This is a genomic window from Acidobacteriota bacterium, assembly GCA_016716435.1.
In the GTDB taxonomy this organism is placed as follows: domain Bacteria; phylum Acidobacteriota; class Blastocatellia; order Pyrinomonadales; family Pyrinomonadaceae; genus OLB17.
The window spans coordinates 897,750-913,623 of the sequence record JADJWI010000003.1 but is presented as its reverse complement, the minus strand read 5'-3'; the positions used below and the strand labels follow the sequence as shown (position 1 = coordinate 913,623).

Genomic DNA, 15,874 nt, shown 5'->3' with positions numbered 1-15,874 from the left:
CCATCTTCGTAATCCAAACCAAGACATAAGGAGCAGATCGAATGCCGGGAAAATTTGAGATCAAGACAGGTAAGAACGGAAAGTTTCACTTTAATCTGAAGGCCGCAAACAGCCAGGTCATTTTGACCAGCGAGAAGTACGAAACGCGAAAGGCGTGCGAGGGCGGCATCGCCTCGGTCCGCAAGAATGCGGCCAACGACGGCCGCTTTGAACGCAAGACCGCCAAGGACGGCTCGCCGTATTTTGTGCTGAAGGCCGCGAACGGCGAACCGCTCGGCAAAAGCGAGATGTACAAGACCAAACGCGGCATGGAAGGCGGCATCGCCTCCGTTAAAAAGAACGCCCCCGACGCATCCGTCGCCGACGCGAAATGAGTCAGAAACACGACCGTCGGACTTGTAATCCAGAATCAACGCCTCGCCCCGCGGGGCTTTTTCATTTCGGTTCTATAATAGAGAGGCATGAAAAACGTCGAAGACATTTTTGCCGAGTTCGATCTGGCCGACGACGACCAAGCCCGGCTGAGTAGCGAGGCCAAGGAGCACGCGGTCGGTTGCGGAAAGATGAATGTTTCTAAGGAGCTTTCGGAGGAAACATGGGATCTGTTTTATAAAATGTCTGAGACAGTTTGGGGTTCGTCATCGCCAACGAGTCAGAAGATAGAACTCGGGTTCAAGCTATTTGTTCTCTTCCCGGATTATTACCATTTTCTAGTTCCGTTTTACCAATTGATCAGAAGCGATGGAGCGATCGATGAAGGTCAGAAACAACTCGTCTGGAAAAAGTTCATGGAATATTTGGGAGCAGAGGATCATTATGCGGATCCAGTCGGATATGTTCTGTGGGTTGATTTCTTCGAAGACCCGGAGACTGTCGCCGAAACATGGAATGGTCTTACAAAGAATGCAACGAAGACGAGTTTATCGAAATTGCTTGAACACGCCGGCCCGGTTCCGTATGAATTGAAAGAGCCCGTCTATAATGATCTTTTAGCTGACTCGGGTAACCACGAAACCATCTTCAAAAGCATTTTCCACAGTGCCTTTGATGTATATGGGCAGCTAGATAGAGATAAGGCGTTGGGGCTGTTGTCCGAACTAAATATCGACCGCGATACGTTCGAGTACAAGCAGTTGATGCTCAAATTAAAGTAGAATTACGGTCGAATCGTGGCGTAACTTTAACCCCAGCGAAGATTGCGAAAGAGGAGGCAGGGGGAGGAGCGTCCACTGGTGAGCAAATCGCGACCCATTTGAGCAAATCATAATTCCTGACCCGTCAAAATTGAGAGGTGTAGGTATGAAATTGGCCGTTATAGGAATAGTTTTGTTCGCGTTGTTTTCGACCGGAGATAGCGACCTTCGACAAAATGAGAGTGAGGCGACCTCAAGTCCTAGTGAGGTCGTTCAACTCTATGTTAAGGCAGTTGAGAATGGCGATCGGGTACAACTAGCTGAACTAACGACTTGGGTTCCCGAAGGATATTATCTTGCGAAACAGCTGGAAGTAGAACTTTACTCACGGATGAAAGGAGAATCGGTCAGTAACTTGCGTACTACCGAGATCGATTGTAAACACAGCCCTAGGTTGGAAATCCCTGAAGGCAACCCGATTAGGTTGATCGATCATCAGGTAGACTCTATGAGAGACAATCAGGTGTACATCGAACGAATTCTTACGAGTTGGACGCATTTTGATGAAGCCAGAGTACGCGTTGAATTACGCTCTCGCAAATTTGATTCATACTTGCGAAAGACGGACTTTCTGTTAACCCGGGTCGATTCTAAATGGAAAATTTTCCTTCTCGAGTCGGAATCCATCGTCAATGTTTACGGCTTAACGACGCCGTTTATTAGCAAAAACATGCAGAATTAGATCTGCAAAAGCATTGAGATATCACAGTTTGGGCGATAATCATTGAATTTACTGTGGCGGCACGCCTCTCAACCGTGTAGGTGTAAGTCAGTATTTCGAATAATGAGCAAAAGAGTGAAGATTGGCATTGAGCGGCTGCTTGATGAAGAGATCGGATTGTTGGCCGGGCAGCGGGTCGGGCTGGTCTGTAATCAGGCGACGGTTTTGCCTGACCTTCGCCACGCGGCGGATGTTTTTTATGAGCATCCGGCGATCAACCTGACGACGCTTTTCGGGCCGCAGCACGGCATCCGCGGCGATGTGCAGTACAACATGATCGAGACGCCGCACATGCCCGACGCGCGGACCGGCATCATGGTCTATTCGCTCTACAGCGAAACGCGCGAACCGACCGAGGCGATGCTAGCCGATGTGGATACGATCGTCGTCGATCTGCAGGATGTCGGCTGCCGCATTTATACGTTCGTTTATACGATGGCGAACTGCATGCGTGCGGCGAAAAAGTTTGGCAAGCGCGTCGTCGTCTGCGACCGCCCGAACCCGATCAATGGCAACAACATCGACGGCAACGTCACCGAAGACGCGTTCACTTCGTTCGTCGGGCAATATGCATTGCCGACGCGGCACGGGATGACGATCGGCGAGCTTGCTCAGATGTTTAACGACTACTTTGGGATCGGCTGCGATCTTGTAGTGGTAAATATGCAGGGCTGGCGGCGCGAGATGTGGGGCGACGAGACCGGGCTGCCCTGGGTGCTGCCCTCGCCGAATATTCCGGACGTGGATACCTGCGTCGTCTTTCCGGCGACCGTCCACCTTGAGGGCACCGAGCTTTCCGAAGGCCGCGGAACGACGCTGCCCTTTTTCCTGAATGGCGCGCCGTTCATTGACGCCTACGCCTGGGCCGCCGAGCTTCGCAAATTTGACCTGCCCGGCGTTGCCTTTCGCGAGGCATACTTTCAGCCGACCTTTTGCGAATTTGCGGGCCAGACCTGCGGCGGCGTGCAGATCCACATCACCGACCGCTCTGCCATCAAACCCGTCATCACCGGCATCGCCATGGTCAAAACCGCCTACGAAATGTACCCCGGCCATTTTGAGTGGCGGCAAAACGCCTACGAATACGAATTCGACAAGAACCCCTTCGACGTAGTATCCGGCACGGACAAGATCCGCAAGGCGATCGAATCCGGCGCTTCGCTTAAGGACATCGAAGCCTCCTGGGCCGCCGACCTGAAGGCTTTCGACGAAGCCCGAAAGCCATTTCTGCTTTATTGAGGGATTTACTTCGCGTGGTACCCGACAATATTTTCAGCCATGCGGCGAAAGACGAAGTAGTGGAACGGCAGGACCGAGTACCAGTAGAGCCGGCCGAGCAGGCCTTTTGGCCGAAAGGTTGCAGTCTGTTTCAGATAGTCACGCCCGTCTTTTCGCATGACCATAAATTCCAGCCAGGCTTCACCGGGCAGCTTCATTTCGGCATAAAGCAGCAAGCGTTTGTTTTCCCGATCAGCCAGTAAGACGCGCCAGAAATCGAGTGTGTCGCCGTTATTGATGATCGTGGCATTTGTCCGCCCGCGTCGCAGCCCGACGCCGCCGACCATCTTGTCCATCAGTCCTCTGATCGCCCATAGCCAATTCGCGTAGTACCAGCCGCGGCCGCCGCCGATCGCCCAGATATTATCAACCACCAGGTCGACATCCGTTGTGATCGGCACCAAACGCTCGTCCATCAGGCATCCGTTCACCGGCACCTCCAAATGCTCACGCAGCGAATTGTTCCCGAAACTCGAAACGAGCGAGTCTTTCCAGCTTGAAGCGACGCTGTTTTGTCCGATCTTTTGGAATGCCAACCTCACAGCCTCTTTGTAGGTCAAAAGGTGAATGCCAAGTTTCTCACCAAGGTCGTTCGGCTTTGCAATGACCTCCACCTTCATGCTGTCGACCAAATTTACGGCAAGCCGGTACGAGGTGCTCGTAACGAAGTAAAGCCAATACGACGAGAGTTTCGGCGTCATCACCGGCACTGTAAAGACATGACGCTTCAGGCCGCGCACTTCGGCAAACTGCAGGATCATTTCCTTGTACGTCATTACGGTCGGGCCGCCGATATCGTAAGACGCATCGTATGTGTCTTCGCGAAGAAGCACCCCTGTCAGATACTCGAGGACGTTGCGGATCGCGATCGGCTGCGTCCGCGTCTCCAGCCATCTGGGAGCGATCATTATCGGCAGCTTTTCTACAAGGTCGCGGATGATCTCAAATGATGAACTGCCCGAGCCAACAATAATTCCGGCTTTTAAGGAGGTGACCGGAACCGGGCCCGTACGAAGCACTTCATCGACCTTTTTTCTCGAGGCCAGGTGGGTCGAAAGTGCTTCTTCGTTTGTGATCCCGCCGAGATAGATTATCTGTTTTGCAGGGGTATCGCTTAAGAGCTCAACAAAATTAAGCGCGGCAGTGCTCTCGAGCTTTTCGAAACCGGAAGAGTTGTCGTCACTCATCGAATGGATCAAGTAGTAAGCCGCATCAATATCCTTCAGGTCCTTTTGGGCTGAAGCGTTTTTGAGGAAGTCGATCTCGATCACAGAAACATTCGGATCGGCATAGAATCCGTCTCGGGGAAATCGGCTTTTATCGCGCACCGCGCAGACGACCTCGCACCCCCGCTCGATCAAAAGAGGCAGAAGCCGCTTGCCGATATAGCCATTGGCTCCGGTCAGTAGAACTTTCATCATCTTTAGTTTACTACCAGACCCGTTCAAGAGGGCGGGCTTCGCATCAGTCCCACAATGCGTTCTCGTCGTATTCGATGCTGTTCTCCGTCAGAATCGAACGGTACTCGTCTTGAAATGAAGTTGTCTTATGAAACGCACGTTGATTAGCGATATACGCTTTTAGGTCGTCCGTTTCCCACCTACTGATAGTGAAAGCAGCGTATCCTTCTTGCCATTCGAAACCGGCGTACTTCTCGCCTAGCGATCGCATAAAGATTGCGCTTCGTTCTTTTACCCCGCAAATCAGCAAGTCCGGAGTAACAATGCGCGAAAGCCCGAGAAAAATGTGGACATGATCGCTTCCGCCTCCCGTTATCAAGGCAGGCGAATAGTACGGTTCCCACAGAACCCCTTCGATACACGAATAAAGCAATGGCGCTACCTTCTCATCGATAAGATGTTCCTGATTCTTTGTCGAAAATATGATGTGGAACAAGAGCGACAGCCGGTCCTTTAGCATAACTGTTCGGTCACTCCGCTCCTTCGTTTTTTTCACGCCTCTGTGTCAAAGCTTCCAGCACCTTTTCGCCTCGCGGCGAGAGGCGGTAGCCGGGGCGGAGAGATTCGGTCAGGCCGAGGGCTTTTAGTTTGCGGACCCAGGGTTTGAAGGTCGGGATGGTGAGGCCGATCTGTTCGGCGAGGATGGCGGCGTGGGTGTTGGGTTGATCGTGGATCATCTGCAGATAGTCTCTCGTCCACGGGCCGCGTTTGCTGCCTGCGTCGAGTATCTTGAGTTTGGAGATGATCTCGTCGAGTCCGGTTTTGGAGAGATCAGCATCGGCACGCAGAGCCTTTCGCGGATCCTCGCCGACCCAGTGGACGCCAATGCGATAAATGTCGGTGTCGTCGCTCGCCGGCGGCATCGAGTCGAGCAAATCTTTTCGCGAGTCGAATCCCGCGGCTTTCGCATCGGCCGTCGTGATCTTGCTCTCCTTCACGACTTCAACCGCGTCGATGCCGAGCACGCCACGCTGCGTCATCTGAGTCCCGCCCGCCTTAACGCCTACCTTCTTCCAGCGGCGAAATATCAGCGAGACCTCACCCGCCTTAACGCGTTCCAAAATTGCACTCTTGATCAACATGCTCCGGGGTATATAGTCTTGCGCCCGTTTCCTGACGTTAGGTATCTAATTTGGGGAATCATTGATCGAACGCAAAATATCGGGAACGCTGCTGTATTCAAAATACTTCGGCTCGCTTAGGATTGACTCCTTTCGAATTTTTTCGGCAATCGTTTTGCTTCCTGCCGATGTCTCCGCCCGATGATGAGCAATCAACGTAACGTATAACCTCTCTAGGTGTCGTGAATTGTAGGATTCGACTTTTTCATATCCAATCCACTCAAAATCATCGAAGTCGAAATTGTTGAAAGTGTAATACTCCTTGCCGTTAAATTTTGGAAAGCGCTTTGTAAAATCGAGTATTCGTTGGAAGTTCTTAGTAGCAAGCAACACCATAAATCTCCCGCCGCCGATTGCTTCCATGAAATTAAGATAGAAGATCGCTCTTTCGGTCTTGTCGTTGAAGCCAAGCTCATCGATCTTCAAGTCGAGTTTGCTAAGGTCGGCATCATTAAAGTGAGACGCGATACCGCCACGGATGCGGTAATAGTAGTTATCGAGTAGCCATCGAGTATCGATCTTTTTTGCGAGGGTCTCTTTGGCGACTTCATCCCCGGCACGAGGCTTCTTCGATTCGTGTGTGCGATTGTAGTGAATCTCTCTTATGACATACCAAAGATAGAGGTCATCGTCACTCGGCCGCTTCAGGTAGCGATCAGCGAGAATTCCTCCTTCACCTTTAGCCAATACGACAAGAGTATCAATCAACTGATTCAGCTTTGGTGACCGATAAGGTTTAAGTGAACTCTCGAGTCCCTCGCTGCGTAGGTTTACGTCGGCCGAGTATATTTCGCTCACCTTTACGAGATTTGCTAGGTCCTGAGATTCCAGTTGCACTTGAGCTGTGCCCCCAACAACTGCAAAAAGGATCCACAACACTAAGCTCAATTTCATACTTCCTCGCTATTAACTTCGATGCCTTCTAAAACCAACTCGATTTCTTCTTTGACGTTGATCCGCCGAAGATCCCGCCGAGGATGCCGCGGACGATCGTGTTGCCGATCTGCCGGCCGATTGAGGTCGAGGCAGAGCGGGCGGCGCTCTTTACCACCGATTCGACCAGCGTGTCCGGCCCGCGGGCGGCGGAGCGTTCGGCCTTTGCCTGCCGTTCGGCCTCCTTCTGTGCCTCGAGCTGGGCCTTCGTTTCCTCTTCTGCTGCCGCTTTTTCCTCGGCACGTTTTGAGAGCATTTCAAACGCCGACTCGCGGTCGATGGCGGTGTCATAGATGCCGGCGACTATCGAGGTGTCCACAAGCTGCTTGCGTTGCTCAGGTGTGATCGGTCCGATCTGGCTGGCGGGCGGCACGACGAACGCGCGGTCAACTACCGTCGGTACGCCCTTCGCATCAAGCAAGGAAATCAGGACCTCGCCGACGCCGAGCTCCGAGATCGTCTTGACCGTATCGACTTCCGGATTTTCGCGAAAGCTCTTCGCCGCGACCTTGACGGCCTCCTGTTCCTTCGGCGTGTAGGCGCGAAGCGCGTGCTGGACGCGGTTGCCGAGCTGGGCGAGCACCTTGTCCGGAATGTCCGCCGGGCTCTGAGTCACAAAATAAACCCCGACGCCCTTCGAGCGGATGAGCCGCACGACCTGTTCGATCTTTTCGACCAGAGCCCGCGGCGCGTCGCTGAAGAGCAGATGAGCTTCGTCAAAGAAAAATACGAGCTTCGGTTTATCGAGGTCGCCGGCCTCGGGCAGCAGCTCAAAAAGTTCGGAGAGCAGCCACAGCAGAAACGTCGAATACAGCTTCGGCGAATTTATGAGCTCGTCTGCGGCGAGAATATTTATCACGCCTTTGCCGCCGAGCGTCTGCATAAAATCTTCAAGCCGAACGGCCGGCTCGCCAAAGAATTCGTGCCCGCCCTGCTGCTCCAGTTGCAGCAAGCCGCGTTGGATCGCACCGACCGACGCCTTCGAGACGTTGCCGTATTGCGTCGTAAATTCCTTCGCATTTTCCGCGACGAAGATAAGCATTTGCTGCAGATCTTTCAGGTCGAGCAGCAGCATTCCGCCTTCATCGGCGACCTTAAATGCCAGCGTCAGCACGCCTTCCTGTGTGTCGTTGAGCTGCAAGATTCGCGACATCAGCAGCGGGCCCATCTCTGAGATCGTCGCCCGAAGCGGATGGCCCTCTTTGCCAAACACGTCCCAAAAAGTGACCGGGCTGCCTTCAAACGTCGTGTCCGCAAGCCCAAGCTGCTCGAGCCGTGCCAGGATCTTCGGGTGGTTGCCGCCCGTTTGGCTAACGCCGCTCAGGTCGCCTTTGATGTCGGCCACAAAGACCGGAACGCCGCGTTGGCTGAAGCCCTCGGCAAGCTTCTGCAGCGTCACGGTCTTACCCGTTCCGGTCGCACCGGTGACGACACCGTGCCGGTTCGCCATCTGCATCAAGAGGTTAAATTCCGCGTCGTCACGCTTCGCAACAAGTATTGGTTCAGACATATGAGCTCGGAAGTTTTTCGGTTACTCGGGCTTCGAATAACCATTGCTTTTTATAATGTACCAGTTACCTTCGATGTGGCGGTAGTAACTGCCTGTAGGGGACCGTTCGTCAAGCGAGTCCTGCAATGGCGACAGTTCTGCTTCAGAATACACGAAACCTTTACTCGATACGTACGATTCTTGTCCGTCGATCGGCCAAGAAAGGTGCGATACACAACAGAGCTCGACCCGTCCCCTGTCACGGTAAACCGAGAGCGACTCTCTCCACCCGCCAATCACCAACGGGATCGTTTCTCGCCTGTCATTTACGACTTCGTCAAAGGCCTCACGATTCGCGTAAAAGGTCGCGATCATCGCGGTGTCGCTCTCGTGCTTCGCTTCTCGGAGCATGAAATAACCCGCCGCCGTTGCGATGAGGAATATGCCGATAAGGATTAGATATTTCATTGAGCTGCCCATGCTTTGCTCGTCAGCATTTTTCGTATTTCCAATTCTTCCCTTTGCCTTCGCTCAGCCATTCAATGGCGGTGGCGGTTCGTTTTTCGCGGGTCGGTTCGGTCTTGGCTTCGTTTATCCACTCGATGTATTCCTTCCGGTGGCTGTAGCTGAATTTGTCGAACGCGGCCTTTGCCTTTTTGTTCTTGGCTAGCGCCTTTGCGAGTATTTCCGGGACGACCAACTCCGCACGTTCGGCCGGCTTTTTCTGCGGCAGCTTGATTCCCTTTTCATTAAGCTCGACGGCCTGATCGATGAGTTCGATGATGACCTTGTCTTTGGGCAGTTCCTTGAGCGAGGCGATCTTGCCAAAGCTGCTCATCGCGTTTTTTTCTACGTCGATCGCCGGATGGTCCATCAACTGCTGCTTCCAAAAACCAAACGCACAATGCTCCTTGAACGCAGCCATATGACAAAGCGGCCCCTTGAAATCAAAGTGCGGCATCCCCCACTTGATCTTCTCCTCCACATCCGGACACGCCTCGTGCACCAGCTTCCGAATATGCATCAATATCGGCCGCGCAAACTCCGCCGACTTCTCAATATATGCATCGATTCTCGGATCCGTAACGGGCATCGCTCGCGTCCTCCTCAATAAAGGCCTCGCTGCTGTTTGAAACGCTAAGGGATTATAAACGAATATCTAGGCCGAAGACCAATTTTCGCCCGCCCCAACCCGCCAAAAAGCTTACAGCTTACCGCTAAAAGCTAACGGCTAAACCCAAATCACTCCTGTGCCGGACTACTTCAACATGCGGTGTCGCCAATACAGGAAGAGGCCGAAGCCAAACAGAGAGTACATCAGCAAGTGCCGCAGGCCGGCGTCTGCCGCGGTCCAGATCTCCCGCGCCAACTCTTTCGCTGCGGGGCCGTATCGCGATACTTTTCGCTCCACACGCTGAGTGAAAGAAAGTTTCGGTGCGGGTTTCGGTGGCGGCGGGTACGCGGGGCCGCCATTAACGGTCCGCGTTGCGGGCTCCCACCCCAGCCGTGACAGTGGCCATTTGAACTTCGGAAAGCGGCCGTTGATATCTGCGTTCGTTACCAACCGAGGTCCGGCAAAAAACCCGGAGGAATAGATCTCTCGCCAGTAATAATTGAGATCCCCAAGCCGCTCGTGAGCGATCACCGCCGAAAAGAGAGCGTCCTTCGCAGCCTCGGTATTAGGGTATTTGTAAACAACTTCCAAATAGATCGGGATCGAATGCGCGAGACTTTCGTGTAGCTGTGAATGCTCGAATACCCGATTCATCTCGCCCGGAAGCCGAAGACTTTCGCCTGACTCCAGACTCGCAAGTAGATCGGATCGCTGTCCGTCCCAAGCCGCAGGATTATAGAAGGTCAGGCTGTCGGACTGATAGTAGGCGCTTGCTAACTGATAGAGAGCTTCAGCCTTCGATTCATCGTCGGCGGCCTCGGCTACTCGCTTTTCCCAGTATTGGAAAGTTTCAATTGTCTTAAGATCTCTCCGAATCCACGTGCTTCCGATCTGTATCCCGTTGTAGTTGTATTGGTAGGGATCTTTCTCGAATCTCCGTGGCGGCGGCCAACTGTAATCGTAGCTTTCGATCGGGATCTCGGAAGCAACTACCTGGTTGAGTATTCGCTGGGCCTTTTCCCATTCCTTCTCTCGCATTAGTCGGACCCCGAGGCTGTAGCGAAGGTAGCTCAGTTCGGCTGCGTTCGTTCGTGTTTCGATGAATTTCTCAAGCCGTTCGGTCGGCAAAAGTACATCAATGAAGTACGCAACATCGAACCGGTATCCGAGTGCGAGGTATTGTTCGAGCGCCCCTTCAAGATCGCCTGTATCTTCCGCGGCCAATGCCAGAAGGCGGCGAGCATGTTCGTAGTGTCTTGAGTTCGGAAAGTCACGCAACAACGTCCGGAGTGTTCGTTTCACCGCTTCATATTTTCGCTGGGCGTGCTCGCTGCTTGCCTTGATGAAAAGCGCCTCCGCCCGAAGCTCGCCCGAAACACCGAGCGATAGAGCCCTCGAAGCCGACACCTCGGACTCTGCATACTCTTCGAGTTCGATCTGGGCCTGAGCCAACCGAACGACGAATCCTCCGCTGACCCGAGCATTCGGATGACGTTTCATCATCCGGCTCGCAAAACGAGTGACCCGCTCAAGCTCGTGACGACCCTTCGCTTGCGTTTCGCTAACCTCCTTTCTTTCTTCCATCTGCTCGCGGTAGGAGCCGTAGTAACTTCTTTCCGCGTAGGTAAGGTCTACGGCGTGGTTGTATATCCGGTGGTAAGCATAAGCCATCGCCGCATTGATATCTCCGATGATCAGTTCCTCGGTCTTGTCCAGCGTCTCATCATCGTATTCGTGGCCGAGCACCTGCAGCGACTTCTTGGCCTCGAGCCTCGCATTACGATCGGTCGGATGGCCGAGCAGACGGTAATACTCAGCCAAGGCCATTTCCCGCATTCCGCCACGACGATAGAGAAAAGCCAACCAGCCCTTTGCATCATTGACATAGCGTCCGTGCGGATAGCGTTGGATCAAACGCTTCAGGTCGGTAATCGCTTGCTTCCAATTCTCATCGCGACAATTCTCCACCAGTTCCTCAACAAGCGGCTGGCCATTGTAGTCCTCGCCCTGAATTCCGCAGTCCGATTCTTTGAATGCATGGCTCAACTCGATCCTGAGCTTTGCGACCATATAAAGCACTGCTTGGTTCTTCTCGCTTGTTGGGTAAACGGATGCATGGCGAAGAAATGCCTCAAGTGCCTCGGGGAGTTTTTCGCCGCGATACAACTCCGCGGCCTGAAGATACGCCCAGTTGTCCCGGAGGTTCAAGGCAATTTTTACCGGGGGCTCAGGGGTCGCAATTGAGCGATCATAGAAAGTGCGAGCTTCCAGATACGCCTTTATTTCCCCGGCCGAAACACCGCGCCGTCGTTCGGCTAGTGCATCAAGCATATCGAACGCAGAGTTTCGGCGTTCCTGCCTCGCGGGATCTTCGTCGATCGATCGGTATTCGGTATCGTCGAGCAATTTCCTCAATAGCGTATTGACCTCGTCGAGCCGCGATTCCGATATCGCTTCACGTACCGACGCGACGATCTTATCGTTTGATTCGGCTTGATCGATAGGTTCGAGGATAGTTGGTTCTTCGTCCTCCCCGGTCACCTGATTCGCCGTTAACTCCTTTTTTGCGTTCGCATCATAGATGATCGGAAGCGGGTCCAAACGATAGAATCCACGCCCCGTACGGTAGCTGTTAAACCTTACCGAGTGATCCGTCGTGAAACTCCAGGAACATGCCCATACGACCGCAGAACCTGCGAGTAAACCGATCAGAAGGCGGACGGCAAACTTTTGTACATTTCCTTTTGTGAGTTTCAGCCTGGCTAACATCATCTTTACCTCGAGTAAGAAACCAAGTCCGGGGGACCAAACGAAAGCAGCTCAGAATGTTCGCGTCCGTCATCGAGCCGCATTAACAATTTCGCAGAAAGTTCACGAACGGGCGTTTTCTCTGGAAACTCCATCTCGATCGACGCTTTTGAACCCGGCCGCCATCGTGAACACCTCAGCCGCAGAATGTTCGCTCGCCGAACGCTGCAGGTTGTGACCGCGTTTCCGATGCTGCACATCGGTTCGATCGCATCAAAACCCGTCTGCGAGGTGACCCGTAAAACGCCGTCGTTCGCGATCGGAAGATCAAGCGTGAAGGAATCGGCAGCGATCACCGTGGCCGAGCTTCCGGTATTCTCGATGCTCAACCTGCCTCGGCCGGGTTCGATCAGCTTAAAGTCTGAAGCCGTGGCTATGTCCGACGCTCGATCATCGAGCGCCGCGGCCGCCTCTGCTAGTGAAAGCGTCGTTTGATCGCCACTCAGCGGTAAACGGAACAGACAAATTCCCAGAAGTTTTTCACCGCCCTCTTCCCTGACGGCTCTTGCAGCCCGTCGAAGAGAGGCAGAACTTGGCTGAAGAACGACCAATTGCTCACCCGCAGAAAGGCTCAAACCGTCGATCACCGTGTCAAACATGGCCACGAATCTGTAGTACTTCTCCGTGCCATCAGCGGGCGTGCCGAAACCGCCGGTCTCGGCCAACTGCAACCCTCTTGTTTTCATGGCTAAATCGGGCGGAATATTTCCGCGGATCTCGATCAGCGAACCATCCGGCGAATAATGAAGAGCCATTCCGTAGATCGAAAGCCCGGCAAAGAATGGCTTCCCCAAACGCCTTGCCTGGATCACACCGCGACGAACTCCGTCAGGCGACGAGATCGGCGAGAGCGATCCAAGGTATTGCGGAACCGTGTCGCCGTAAAATTGTGGTGCCCAAAAATCGACCTGATCCAAAACCTCGCGAATGTCAGCCGAAGACATCCAGGTGGCCAAACCCGTTATCGACAATTTCACTTCAGGCGGCATCCGGTCTCGAACGAGACGGAGCAACTCGGCATACCTTGGAAGCAGTCGGGTCGGAACATCTAGGTCAAGCTGGAGGCCGATGATCGAAGATCGATTGCTTTTGAACGAAACCTGAAAAGCGTTTGATATGAAGGCAGCTAGTTCATTCTGGTCGGTTCTTTCAAGATCACGGAGCAACGACGGCGTAGCGTTGTAAACTAGGTTAATCTTCGAGGCTGCGGTCGGTTCGCCTTTTGCGGTTCGGACCAATTGAAACCCGTTCGAGTTATCGATCTGCCCAGCATGGACGAAAAGTTCGGCCGATCCAAAAACGTCAGCGGCTGTCTCCGTCTCTTGAGCGTCCGGCATTCTGCCGCCCCACGTCCAGAGTGCTATAGCCACGTCCTTCGGCTCCCAAACACGCGTGTCATCGGTTGACGGCCGCAATAAGAAAATGCCGGCAAGGAGGGTTCCAAAAGCTAGGAGGGTCTTGAGTTTCAACGAAAATTACCACTAGAACTTCGAGTTTCGTGCTTAAAATTTTACCCCGATTCGCAAATATGTCAATAACTTTTCGCAATGAAAGCAATAAATTTTCTTGATTCCAAAAAAGCGGTTCATCCAACAGTTTTGCCCGGGCATAGATCGCCCGAAATTGCAGCGGCGGAGCCGCGTGGTTTAGGGGTAGCACCACGGAAAGGCCGAGCCTTTCCGCAAACCGGGCGGCGTAGCCGGAAAGACCCGGTTGCTACGGCTCGCGGTTCTGGCGCTTTTCTCGGGGGCCGCGGGAGACTGTTACGGTTTCGGAGAGGGTTAGGTACATGCGGCCGACGGCGTCGACTTTGGGGTTGATGAAGCGTTCGGTGGTTTTGAGCCGGATGCGGAAGTGTTTGCAGAAGGGGTTGGCGTATATGCGGCCGTCGCCGACGACTCAGGCAGGGCGGCTAAAGCTGGAACTCCAAACTTCGAAACTCCGCAACTCAGCAACTCTCAACTATCCAAATCATCCATATCTTCCATATCTCACGAATCACCGTTCACTTGCTGGCGATGGGCGGGCAGAATGGACAGCGGGGAGATAGTGAATGGTGAATAGAAGGCATAGAGCGGTGAGTAGCGGTACGAACTTTCGGTACGACAGTCGATCAATTTTGATTTTGGGAATCAGCCGATAGCTGTTAGCCATAAGCCGTTAGCCAGAGATTTTAGAACAATGTCCGATGATCAAAAGCCAGTAGTCAGTAGTCAGAGTGCGAAGATGCAAATACCCGCGAACCATATCCCAGGACCAAAGGCCCAAGACCAAAGACACAAGCCCTTGGCGGTCAACGAACTGGCCGTTCGCTCACGCAGGCTGTCTTGTCCTGAAATAGGTTTACAGGTAAAAGGGAACAGATGAAACAAGAAGAAGAGATGGGGAGAGAGGCAGTTGAGAGGTATCGGAGAGGGGGTGTGTCGATGCGGGAGCTGGCGCGGATATACCGGGTTTCGGCGTCGACTGTACATAGATGGATAAGGGGTCGTGAGGCCGGGGCCGGTTCGGCGACGGGGTCGTCTGCCGGGTCTGGGCATGGGTCGGGGTCGGCGGAGGTGAGGCGGTTGCGGAAGGAGCTTGAGGAGGCCCGGCTCTACAACGAGTTGCTGAATGCGATGATCGACATCGCGGAAGATCGATTTGAGGTACCGATCAGAAAAAAACCTGGGGCCCAAGCGGTGAGGAAAGTGGTAGAGAGCGGCAGGGGAAGAAGCCTGGGAGAGGCCTGCCGGCTGCTTGGCTATACGAGACAGGCATATTACAAGGGGAAACGGCGAGTGGAGAAGAGGGCGTTCGAAGCCGAGATCGTGCTGCAGGAGGTAGGAAGGCTGAGAAAGGAGCAAAAGCGGATCGGTGTAAGAAAGCTGCATCACATGATGAGCGGGTTTGCCCGCGAGCACTCGGTAGAGATCGGCCGCGACGCTTTGTACGACCTCTTGCGGGAGCATTCGATGCTGGTCCGAAAGAGAAGGAGGCGAAGTCCGAGGACAACGTTTTCGGGCCTCTGGATGAAGAGCTTCCCGAATCTTGCAAAGGGCTTCGAGCCGACCCGCTGCAATCAATTGTGGGTCAGCGATATCACTTATATCAGGGTCCGGGAAGGGTTTGCTTATCTGAGCCTGATCACGGACGCGTATTCACGAAAGATTGTCGGCTATTGCCTCAGCGAGGACCTGACGGCCAGAGGGCCGGCGGCGGCACTGCGGATGGCACTCAGGGACAACCCGGAACGCGAAGGCTTGATACACCACTCGGACCGTGGCCTCCAATACTACAGTTCGCGGTACATGAAGCTGATCGGGAAACAGATCCGGGTCTCGATGAGCGAAAAGAGCGACCCGCTGGAGAACGCCATTGCCGAACGCGTCAACGGCATTCTCAAACAGGAACTGCTCCGGACAAGCTTCAAAGCTTCTCCGAGGCGGCCCGGCAGATCGATCAGGCGGTCAATACCTACAACCACCTGAGGCCGCATCTGTCGATCGATATGCTCACCCCGGCCGAGGCCCATGCCAGGACCGGCGAGCTCAAGCGCTGGAAGAAATACTATCCGGCCAAAACTTTTCACTCTCAGGCCGCGGCCTGAGAGTGAAACTCAAAACCAATATAAGGAGATGCCCGTAAACCTTCTTCAGGACCAACACAAAACAGGAAACCTATACCAGGTTTACCACCAAAATGTGTCAACTTTTTTCAGGACGACACAGGCGGTTCCGACCGTCTCAGGTGTTTCAAGCGTTTCAACCGTTTCAGA

Annotated in this window: 15 protein-coding genes; 6 read left to right on the top strand and 9 right to left on the bottom strand. The window is 53.6% G+C overall.

The genetic code is table 11. The features are described 5' to 3' along the window. The first annotated feature begins 41 nt into the window (after nucleotides 1-41). The 4 genes from IPM21_07615 (at nucleotide 42) to IPM21_07600 (ending at nucleotide 3,153) form a co-directional block, all read left to right on the top strand. On the top strand, nucleotides 42-374 hold the full coding sequence (locus IPM21_07615; GenBank protein ID MBK9163764.1) for a YegP family protein: 333 nt from the start codon (nucleotides 42-44) through the stop codon (nucleotides 372-374). Between the two features lie 87 nt (nucleotides 375-461). Continuing rightward, nucleotides 462-1,154 carry a hypothetical protein gene (locus IPM21_07610; protein MBK9163763.1) on the top strand — a complete coding sequence of 231 codons (693 nt, stop codon included), beginning with the start codon at nucleotides 462-464 and terminating at the stop codon, nucleotides 1,152-1,154. A 145-nt stretch (nucleotides 1,155-1,299) separates the two neighbouring features. Continuing rightward, on the top strand, nucleotides 1,300-1,875 hold the full coding sequence (locus tag IPM21_07605; GenBank protein ID MBK9163762.1) for a hypothetical protein: 576 nt from the start codon (nucleotides 1,300-1,302) through the stop codon (nucleotides 1,873-1,875). A 114-nt stretch (nucleotides 1,876-1,989) separates the two neighbouring features. Further along, nucleotides 1,990-3,153 (top strand): DUF1343 domain-containing protein, encoded by a 1,164-nt coding sequence (locus IPM21_07600; GenBank protein MBK9163761.1) that lies wholly within the window; start codon nucleotides 1,990-1,992, stop codon nucleotides 3,151-3,153. Nucleotides 3,154-3,158: 5 nt separating this feature from the next. On the opposite strand, the gene IPM21_07595 is transcribed toward IPM21_07600, so the two are convergent. From IPM21_07595 to IPM21_07555, 9 genes are all read right to left on the bottom strand, one after another. Next, on the bottom strand, nucleotides 3,159-4,610 hold the full coding sequence (locus IPM21_07595; protein ID MBK9163760.1) for an SDR family oxidoreductase: 1,452 nt from the start codon (nucleotides 4,608-4,610) through the stop codon (nucleotides 3,159-3,161). A 46-nt stretch (nucleotides 4,611-4,656) separates the two neighbouring features. Further along, entirely contained in the window at nucleotides 4,657-5,112 is a 456-nt protein-coding gene (locus IPM21_07590) for a transposase (protein MBK9163759.1), read from the bottom strand. A gap of 10 nt (nucleotides 5,113-5,122) precedes the next feature. Next, nucleotides 5,123-5,734 (bottom strand): ASCH domain-containing protein, encoded by a 612-nt coding sequence (locus tag IPM21_07585; protein MBK9163758.1) that lies wholly within the window; start codon nucleotides 5,732-5,734, stop codon nucleotides 5,123-5,125. A gap of 45 nt (nucleotides 5,735-5,779) precedes the next feature. Then, nucleotides 5,780-6,667, bottom strand: a complete 888-nt coding sequence (locus IPM21_07580; GenBank protein MBK9163757.1) for a hypothetical protein — start codon at nucleotides 6,665-6,667, stop codon at nucleotides 5,780-5,782. A gap of 28 nt (nucleotides 6,668-6,695) precedes the next feature. Continuing rightward, complete coding sequence (locus tag IPM21_07575; GenBank protein ID MBK9163756.1) at nucleotides 6,696-8,216, bottom strand: DUF853 family protein; 1,521 nt, start codon at nucleotides 8,214-8,216, stop codon at nucleotides 6,696-6,698. Between the two features lie 21 nt (nucleotides 8,217-8,237). Next, nucleotides 8,238-8,663, bottom strand: a complete 426-nt coding sequence (locus IPM21_07570) for a hypothetical protein (GenBank protein ID MBK9163755.1) — start codon at nucleotides 8,661-8,663, stop codon at nucleotides 8,238-8,240. Nucleotides 8,664-8,685: 22 nt separating this feature from the next. Then, nucleotides 8,686-9,288, bottom strand: coding sequence for a YdeI/OmpD-associated family protein (locus IPM21_07565; protein ID MBK9163754.1), 603 nt, complete (start codon nucleotides 9,286-9,288; stop codon nucleotides 8,686-8,688). A gap of 165 nt (nucleotides 9,289-9,453) precedes the next feature. Continuing rightward, nucleotides 9,454-12,081, bottom strand: coding sequence for an outer membrane protein assembly factor BamD (gene bamD / locus IPM21_07560; GenBank protein MBK9163753.1), 2,628 nt, complete (start codon nucleotides 12,079-12,081; stop codon nucleotides 9,454-9,456). Nucleotides 12,082-12,083: 2 nt separating this feature from the next. Continuing rightward, on the bottom strand, nucleotides 12,084-13,586 hold the full coding sequence (locus IPM21_07555) for a DUF3142 domain-containing protein (GenBank protein ID MBK9163752.1): 1,503 nt from the start codon (nucleotides 13,584-13,586) through the stop codon (nucleotides 12,084-12,086). Nucleotides 13,587-14,480: 894 nt separating this feature from the next. On the opposite strand from IPM21_07555, the gene IPM21_07550 reads away from it, so the two are divergent. Both IPM21_07550 and IPM21_07545 read left to right on the top strand, forming a co-directional pair. After that, nucleotides 14,481-15,587: an IS3 family transposase gene (locus IPM21_07550; protein ID MBK9163751.1), complete on the top strand. Its 1,107-nt coding sequence runs from the start codon at nucleotides 14,481-14,483 to the stop codon at nucleotides 15,585-15,587. After that, a complete protein-coding gene (locus tag IPM21_07545; protein ID MBK9163750.1) occupies nucleotides 15,554-15,706 on the top strand; it encodes a hypothetical protein in 153 nt (50 codons plus the stop codon). The genes IPM21_07550 and IPM21_07545 overlap by 34 nt, the downstream gene beginning before the upstream one ends. Nucleotides 15,707-15,874 lie beyond the last annotated feature (168 nt).